The sequence below is a fragment of the Streptomyces sp. FH025 genome (genome assembly GCF_017427025.1).
GTDB lineage: Bacteria > Actinomycetota > Actinomycetes > Streptomycetales > Streptomycetaceae > Kitasatospora.
Genome location: NZ_JAFLNG010000016.1, coordinates 23,323 through 30,061 on the forward strand (window position 1 = coordinate 23,323; position 6,739 = coordinate 30,061).

General features: G+C 71.5%; 4 protein-coding genes and 1 pseudogene. 1 reads left to right on the forward strand and 4 read right to left on the reverse strand.

Features of this window, described 5'->3' with window-relative positions:
• Positions 1 to 136: 136 nt before the first annotated feature.
• Positions 137 to 256: pseudogene (locus J0670_RS38850) on the forward strand (aldo/keto reductase); the annotation flags it as partial.
• Here J0670_RS38850 and J0670_RS02345 read toward each other — a convergent pair.
• The 4 genes from J0670_RS02345 to J0670_RS02360 all read right to left on the reverse strand — a co-directional run bounded on the left by J0670_RS02345 (position 254) and on the right by J0670_RS02360 (position 6,653).
• Complete coding sequence (locus tag J0670_RS02345; protein WP_307806346.1) at positions 254 to 1,762, reverse strand: alpha/beta hydrolase; 1,509 nt, start codon at positions 1,760 to 1,762, stop codon at positions 254 to 256. The pseudogene J0670_RS38850 and the gene J0670_RS02345 sit on opposite strands and share 3 nt — an antisense overlap.
• Before the next feature lie 115 nt (positions 1,763 to 1,877).
• Positions 1,878 to 5,789, reverse strand: a complete 3,912-nt coding sequence (locus J0670_RS02350) for a hypothetical protein (RefSeq protein WP_207809064.1) — start codon at positions 5,787 to 5,789, stop codon at positions 1,878 to 1,880.
• Entirely contained in the window at positions 5,671 to 6,075 is a 405-nt protein-coding gene (locus J0670_RS02355; RefSeq protein ID WP_207809065.1) for a hypothetical protein, read from the reverse strand. Before J0670_RS02355 ends, J0670_RS02350 begins: the two co-directional genes overlap by 119 nt.
• Positions 6,076 to 6,161: 86 nt before the next feature.
• Positions 6,162 to 6,653: an Lrp/AsnC family transcriptional regulator gene (locus J0670_RS02360; RefSeq protein ID WP_207809067.1), complete on the reverse strand. Its 492-nt coding sequence runs from the start codon at positions 6,651 to 6,653 to the stop codon at positions 6,162 to 6,164.
• Between the last annotated feature and the right edge of the window lie 86 nt (positions 6,654 to 6,739).

Here is a 6,739-nt window from a genome sequence, read left to right on the forward strand (position 1 = left end):
CCGACGCGCTCCGCCCGGCCCACGAGTGGTGACCCACCCGAGGGCCGGGCACGCGCCCCGTGCGGGTGCACATCGGATGACGTGCTGCCGTAGATCCTGGGGCCTCCTCGACCAGCGAGGCCCCGTCGAACTCCCCAATCGTGCGCTGCGGTTGAAGGATGTGTGTGAGCGGCACGGCGTCCCGCTGCGCGCCGCCGCGCCGCGCTTCCCGTCCGGCCGCCCGGCGATCGCGTCCGTCCTGGTCGGCTCCCGGTCAGGAGGCGGCCGCGGGCATGGTCAGATCGGTGAGGTAGCCGACCGCGGCGTTGACCGTGGCCGGGCTGTTGAGCCAGGCGGTGTGGCCGTCGCCGTCCCAGCGCAGCACCCGGCTGTTGGGCAGGGCGCGCCTCACACCGTCGGCGAAGGCCGGGGGAGTGGCCACGTCGTGCGCGCCGGAGAGCAGCAGCACCGGCGCGAAGTCCGCCGGGACGCGCCAGGCGTGCGGCGTGAAGCCGGAGCGCACGGGCCAGCCCGCGCAACCGGAGGCGATGTCCCAGAACTCGGAGTAGCCGCGCAGGGTCGGCGCGATCGCGCGCACCCGGCGCACGGCCTCCGGCAGGGCGGCCGCGGCGCCGGCGTCGGCGGGCACGGGGACGTCCTGGCAGATGATCGCGCGGTACGCCGGGTACTCGGGGTTGTGCGCCGTCGTGTAGGGGGCGAGCGCCTCCAGCCTGCCGGTCGCGTCTACCTGGGCCAGCGCGGTCGCGAGCCCCGAGTAGAGGAGCGGCGACTGGAGCCCGGTGTTCACCGCCTGGGCGATCTCCTCGGCGCGCACCGGGCGTTCGCCGTCGAGGATTTCGTTCCGGTCCGCGCGGTTCAGCAGCGCGGTCAGGAGGCCGCGCACGTCCCGGTCGTGCAGCGCGCTCTGCGGCTGCGCGGCGGACCAGCGGGCGAACCGGTCGACGCCGTCCTCCACGGCCGCGGCGTCGAGTTCGGCCAGGCGGCGCCAGGACAGTGAGCGGTCCACGACACCGTCCACCACCATCGCGCGCACCCGCTGCGGGAACAGCTCGGCATAGCTCTGCGCCAGCATCGAGCCGTAGGACACCCCGATGAAACTGATCCGCTGTTCGCCCAGCGCGGCCCGTACGGCGTCCACGTCCCGGGCGACGGTGCCGGTGTCGAGGTGCTCGAACAGCGCGCCGCCGCCCTCGGCGCAGGCCGCGCCGAGCCGCCGGTTGCTGCGCACCAGGTCGGTGGCCGCGGCACGGTCGGCGGGGAACCTGCTCACCGAGGTGTCGATCGGCGTCGGGCAGTTCAGCGGGGGATTGACGCCGGTGCCGCGCGGCTCCACGGCGACGATGTCGAAGCGCTCGCGCAGCGCGGAGGGGAAGTACTGCTCCCTCGTCTGCCGGTCGAGCAGGTAGCCGACCTCGCCGTCACCCGGCCCGCCCGGGTTGAAGAAGAGCGTGCCCACCCGGCGCCCGGGATCGGTGGCGGGCAGCCTGGCGACGGCGATCTCGGTCCGGTCGGGGCCGGCCGGTCGGGACCAGTCGAGCGGTACGGAGAACCGGGCGCAGCGGACGGCGTCCGGCTGGGCACCGGCCGGGCGGCACTCGCTCCAGGCGAGCGCCGGCCGCTCCCGTTCCGGGCCGCTCGCCTGCGCCGCCGGCGCCAGCACCGCCAGCGCGGTGAGGGAGGCGACCGCCGCCCCAATCAGCTTTTCGTACTTGTGTCGCATTCGTACCCCGGTACTTCGTCTCGCTGTCTCGCTGGATCGCATACGGACGCTAGCCAGTCGACGGCTCACCGGGCATCCGCCTGTGGGGGTACGTCCGAAGGATCACCGCTGCTACCTGAGGCTGACATCGCATCAGGCATGACCCTGAGTCGACCCGTCAGGGCCACCAGGTGCAGACCTCGTCGATGGCGGTGGCGAGCTCGCCGGGCGTCCCCGGGCCGGCCACGGTGGCGAAAGTGCTGGCGTGGACGGTCACTGCCCTCAGCGCTGCGGCACGGCTTCGGCGTGGCATGAGCTCGCGGAACACAGTGACGACCACTGCCCGAGGGTCGGATGCGTCGTGCCAGGTACGGTTCAGGAGTGTGTCCAGCAGCTCGACCGGCTCGAAACGCGCTTGGGGGTGGACCAGTTGAAGGAGCCGGGGCAGCAGTCGGTGCGGCACGAAAGGGGCGACCAGTTTGAGCACGCGGTTAGGGCGTCTCGACGGCGAAAGGCCGTCGAGTAGTCGGGCGACTACGACTTCGCGCTCCTGTGTCGTCAGATAGGGCATGACGGCGGTGAGGAGTACCTGCTGATCCCAGGTGCGTGGCTGGCGCTCCGCGAAGGAACGCAGGCGATTGACTCGGACGGGGGAGCCGGACCAGAGGGGGAGTAGTTGGGCGAGTAGTTTGACAAGCGAGCTCCTGTACTCGTCGTGCATGACGTCGGCGATCGCCTCCCGGATGAGGGTGGCGCGGGCCCGGCCGGTGTGGACCGGGGCGAAAGCGGCCAGGCCGAAAGCTCGCCGATCGGGGTCGGTGATGGTTCTGGTCAGCTCGACGGCCTCGGAGAGGTGCTCGGCCTGAAGGCGCGGGGCGAGTTCGTTGAGCGGGGAGTCATTGCCGTATTCGGCAGTCAGCGCCACTGCTGCCGGTAGCAGTGACCTGGCCGCTTCACTGTCCAGATGGGGTGCGATCTGGCTCAGCTGGTGGGGGCTCCGGGTCCAGTTACCGGCTGCCACGGCGCGGTGCACGAGCTCGGAAGGGATGCGGAGCAGGAAGGCTCGCAGGGTGTCACCGTCGACGAAGTCGCCGTTCAGGATCGCCTGCGTCGCTTCTTCGGCGATCGTCTCCTGCTGTGCCTGCGACAGGAAGGGGGAGAGCCTCAACAGTGCTCGTTGCCGGCAGTCGCGGTCGCCGATCGCTGCTGCGGTGGCCAGCGCCTCGTCGGACACCTGAAGTCGTTCGGAGCGGGAAAGGTGCGGCAGCACCAGGGCCCAGGTGCCTGCACGGCCGTGAACGTCATGCGTTTCCCGGATGATCGTCAGTACCCGTTGCAGCACGTTCGGGCGTTGCTCATCGGGGAGAACGGGTACCAGTCGCGCCAGCGCTTCGACGTGGTCGTCGCCTCCAACCGTGAGGATGGCCGGCAGGATCGCGCTCAGCTGTTGTCCTGTCAGGTGTCGGGCGAGGGTGCCAAGCCTCACGCGCGATCGGGAGCCGAGCCGGTCCAGTAGATCCGAGATCGCGGAATCCCGGCGCCCCGGAGGAAGGTGGCACAGCAGATCGGACAGCCCGTCGGCATCGGGTTCGGACAGGGAGTCGCCGAGCACGAGGGGCAGCGCCTCCTCGGAAACGCTCGACCGCAGGGCGAGGGGAAGGAGTGGGATCACGTTCACGTAGAGCCGCACCCGCCAGGAGTGCTCCTGGTCCGGGTCGCGCGCGAGGCCGAGGAGCTCCGCCGCCACAGCCGCTCGGTCGTCCTGAGGAAGGTGAGGAGCGACCAGGGCGAGGCCGCTCCAACGGTCGGTGCCGTTGGCAGTGTTTGCCAACCGCCGGGTGCGCTCGGCCAGGTCGGCGCGCTCGCGGGAAGGCAGATGCGGCATGACTTTGGTGTACGCCCGAACAGGGTTGTAGTACGAGTGTTCTGATCGCGCGTACTCATCGGCCAGACGGAGCGCATCAGCCGCGACGATCGCGTGCTGGTCGCGTGGCAGGTGGGGAAGCAGCTGGCAGAGAATGTGGTTGGCGGTGAAGGGCGTCGAAGTAGCGGCCGCTTGCCGGAGCGCCTCGGAGATGATCTCTTGACGTCGTTCACTCGGAACCGCCGGCACAGCCAGGGCGAGGGAGTAGACGCTCTCCCGTTCCCCGTTGGTCACGGTGATGACCGAACACTCCTGGGCGGCCTCCAACAGCTCCTCGACGAAAACCGGCTGATGGTCGCTCGGAACCAGGGGAGCGAGCGCGACCAGCGCGGCATACCGTCGGTAGTCGGTGGTGATCCTGCGCGCATGCGCCACCGCGCGCTGCCAGCTCCACAGCCCGGTCTCCACCAACCGGGCAAGGAGTTCAGGGCCCACCTGTTGGGTGCCGGTCGAAATGGCCGCTTCGATCAGCGCGTACCGGATCTCCAGGACGAGTGACGGCACCTGCCCCGGCCGTGCCAGCTCGTCGTCCGTCGCCCGCGCCGCGAGGCGGCGGGCGCGGGCGACGTCGTCGAGGTAGACGTCCAGGGTCCCGGCGTGGTCGTGGGCGGTGTGCCAGGTGTTGCTGCGGCCGCCCTGCCGCAGCAGCCGGTGCAGGTCGGCCTCCGCACCCGCGTGCTCCAGGTGCCGGGTGAGGTGCAGGAGCGGATAGCCGCCGTCCGTCGCGGCGAGCGACGGATCCTCGGCGAGCCGGGGGAGTCCGGTGTCGAGGCTGCCGAAGCGGTCGAGGTAGTGGACGGCCACGGCGCGGTGGGCGGTGACGGTGTCCTGCCGCAACTCGGCCGCCAGTGCCCGGAGGTGATCGGCGGACGGGTCGGCCGAACCGCCGAAGAACTCGCGGGCGCTCGCGTGGTAGAGCTCGTAGGTGCGGGTCGGGCCGGTGCCGACGGCCAGGAACGGCCGCAGCCGCAGGTCGCACCAGTGGGTGGCGGTGGGGGCGTCGACGTCGGCGAGCCGGGCGAGGACGGGGAGTTCGAGCGGTTCACCGGCGGCCACCAGGGTGGCGAGCAGCGACCGTCCGACCTCCTGCCAGGTCGGCTCCCGGCGCCAGCGGGCCAACTCGCCGGCGTAGTACCGCACCAGGTCGTCGGGCAGGCTGTCGAGGTCGTCGGCGGCGCGAGCCCCGAGGCGGATCTGGTCGAGCACGTACCGCAGGTACACCCAGACGCCGCCGGTGCGCAGGGCGAGCGTTCGGGCGGTGTGTTCCGGCGAGACGCCGGCGGCGGCGAGACGGGTGGCCAACTCGGGTGTCCGCAGCACGCCGTGGAGGTATTCCTTCAGGTCGGCGCGGTGCCGTGGATCGTCCCGGTCGATCCGCAGGACGGTCGAGGAGGCCGCGTGCGCCGGGGGCGAACCGGTGCGGTAGGTGCCGATGACGAACACGCCCTCGGGCAGCAGCGGTGGCATCCCCCAGGGCAGTTCGCCGGGGGCGGTCTCGGCCTCGTCGGCGCCGTCCATGACGATGACCAGGGCCGGTCCTTCGGTCCGGGCCTGTTCGGCGGCCCGTTCGAGGAGGACCTCGAAGGTGTCGGGGGTGTACGTCCAGTCCGGGAGCATGCCCACCTGCGGCACGTCGTCGAGGCGGTAGCGGCGGATGAGTTGGGCGGCGAGGTTCTGCAGGGCGACCCGGGTGGATTCACCGCGGGAGTACCGGGCGAAGTGGGAGACGTAGCCGTGCTCCTTCACCAGCCAGGCCGCCAGCGCGGTCTTGCCCAGCCCGGCCTCCGCCTCGATCCAGACGTAGCCGCAGGGCTTGCCGGACAGGACCCGTTGCACCTCCTCCAGCAGCCAGGCGCGCCCGGTGAAGGCCTCCACGTGGGCGTCGACGAAGACCTTGTCGGGCTTCCTGATCGCGACGTCCACGGGCACCGCGCCGCCCGACAGGAACACCGGGTTGGTCATCACCGGGCCGTGCGCGTCACCGCCGACGGCGATCGCCGAGTCGCCCGAGGCGCTGGTTCGTCCTTGCAGCACGTCGGTCCGCCGGTCAGTGCTCGACGTCGGTCTCGATGGGGGCGTGTGCGTCGCCCTGGACCACGACGGCGCCCGCGCCCCCGGCGTTGGTCCCGGAAGTCCCGAAAGTCCCGGAAGTCCCGGAGCCGCCACCCCCGGGCGGCGGCGCAGTGGTGCCCCGGACCTTGGTGCGGATCGCCCCGTGGGAGCTCCCGCCGACGGCGACCGAGCCGGGGCCCGACGCGCTGACCGTGCCGCTGTCGCTCTCCCACCGGCCGATCAGGACCTGGAGCACCGCGCCGAGCACCACGAACGCCCCGAGCGCCACCCACCATGCGAGCGAGCCGTTGTCCGTCACCACATTGATGATCAGACCGGTCGCCGTGGACACGACCGCGGCCACCCCCGTGGCGATCGCACGCTTCGTCTGCTGCTGCATCCCGCTCCCTCAACCGCTCGAACCGCCGCCCCAACGTTACCCGTTCGGACCACACGTGAGCGCCGGTCAGGACCGGACGGCCGGAGTCAGCGGACGGGGTCGAGGTAACGGCGGCCCGGGATCTGTTCGAAGATCAGGTTGGTGCGGGTCTGGGCGACCGCCGGGTGGGTGGTGAGGTGGTCGACGACGAAGTCGCGCAGGGCTTCGGGGCCCGCGACGCCGACGTGGAGGAGGTAGTCGTCGGAGCCGGCCATGTGGAAGACGGCGAGGACGCCGGGCAGGTCGGGGGCGGTGCCGCGGAAGCTCTCGTTCTGCTCGCGGGTGTGGGCGCGCAGCCGTACGGAGATCATCGCCTGGAGCGGCAGGCCGATCGCGGCGGGGTCGAGTTCGGTGCGGAAGCCGCGGATGGTGCCGCGTTCCTGGAGGGTGCGCACCCGGGCCAGGCAGGTGGACGGGGCGATGCCGACGGCCGCGGCCAGGGCGTTGTTCGGGAGGCGGGCGTTGTCGGCGAGGGCGCGGATGATCGCCCGGTCGACGTCGTCGAGCGGCGTCCGCCGGGGCTGCGGATTGTTCGGCATGACCGCCAGGATCCCAGCCGTTTCCGAAGATATGCAAACCTGATCAGCACGAGACCGAATGTTCTTCGGAACGGCTTCCCCCAGGC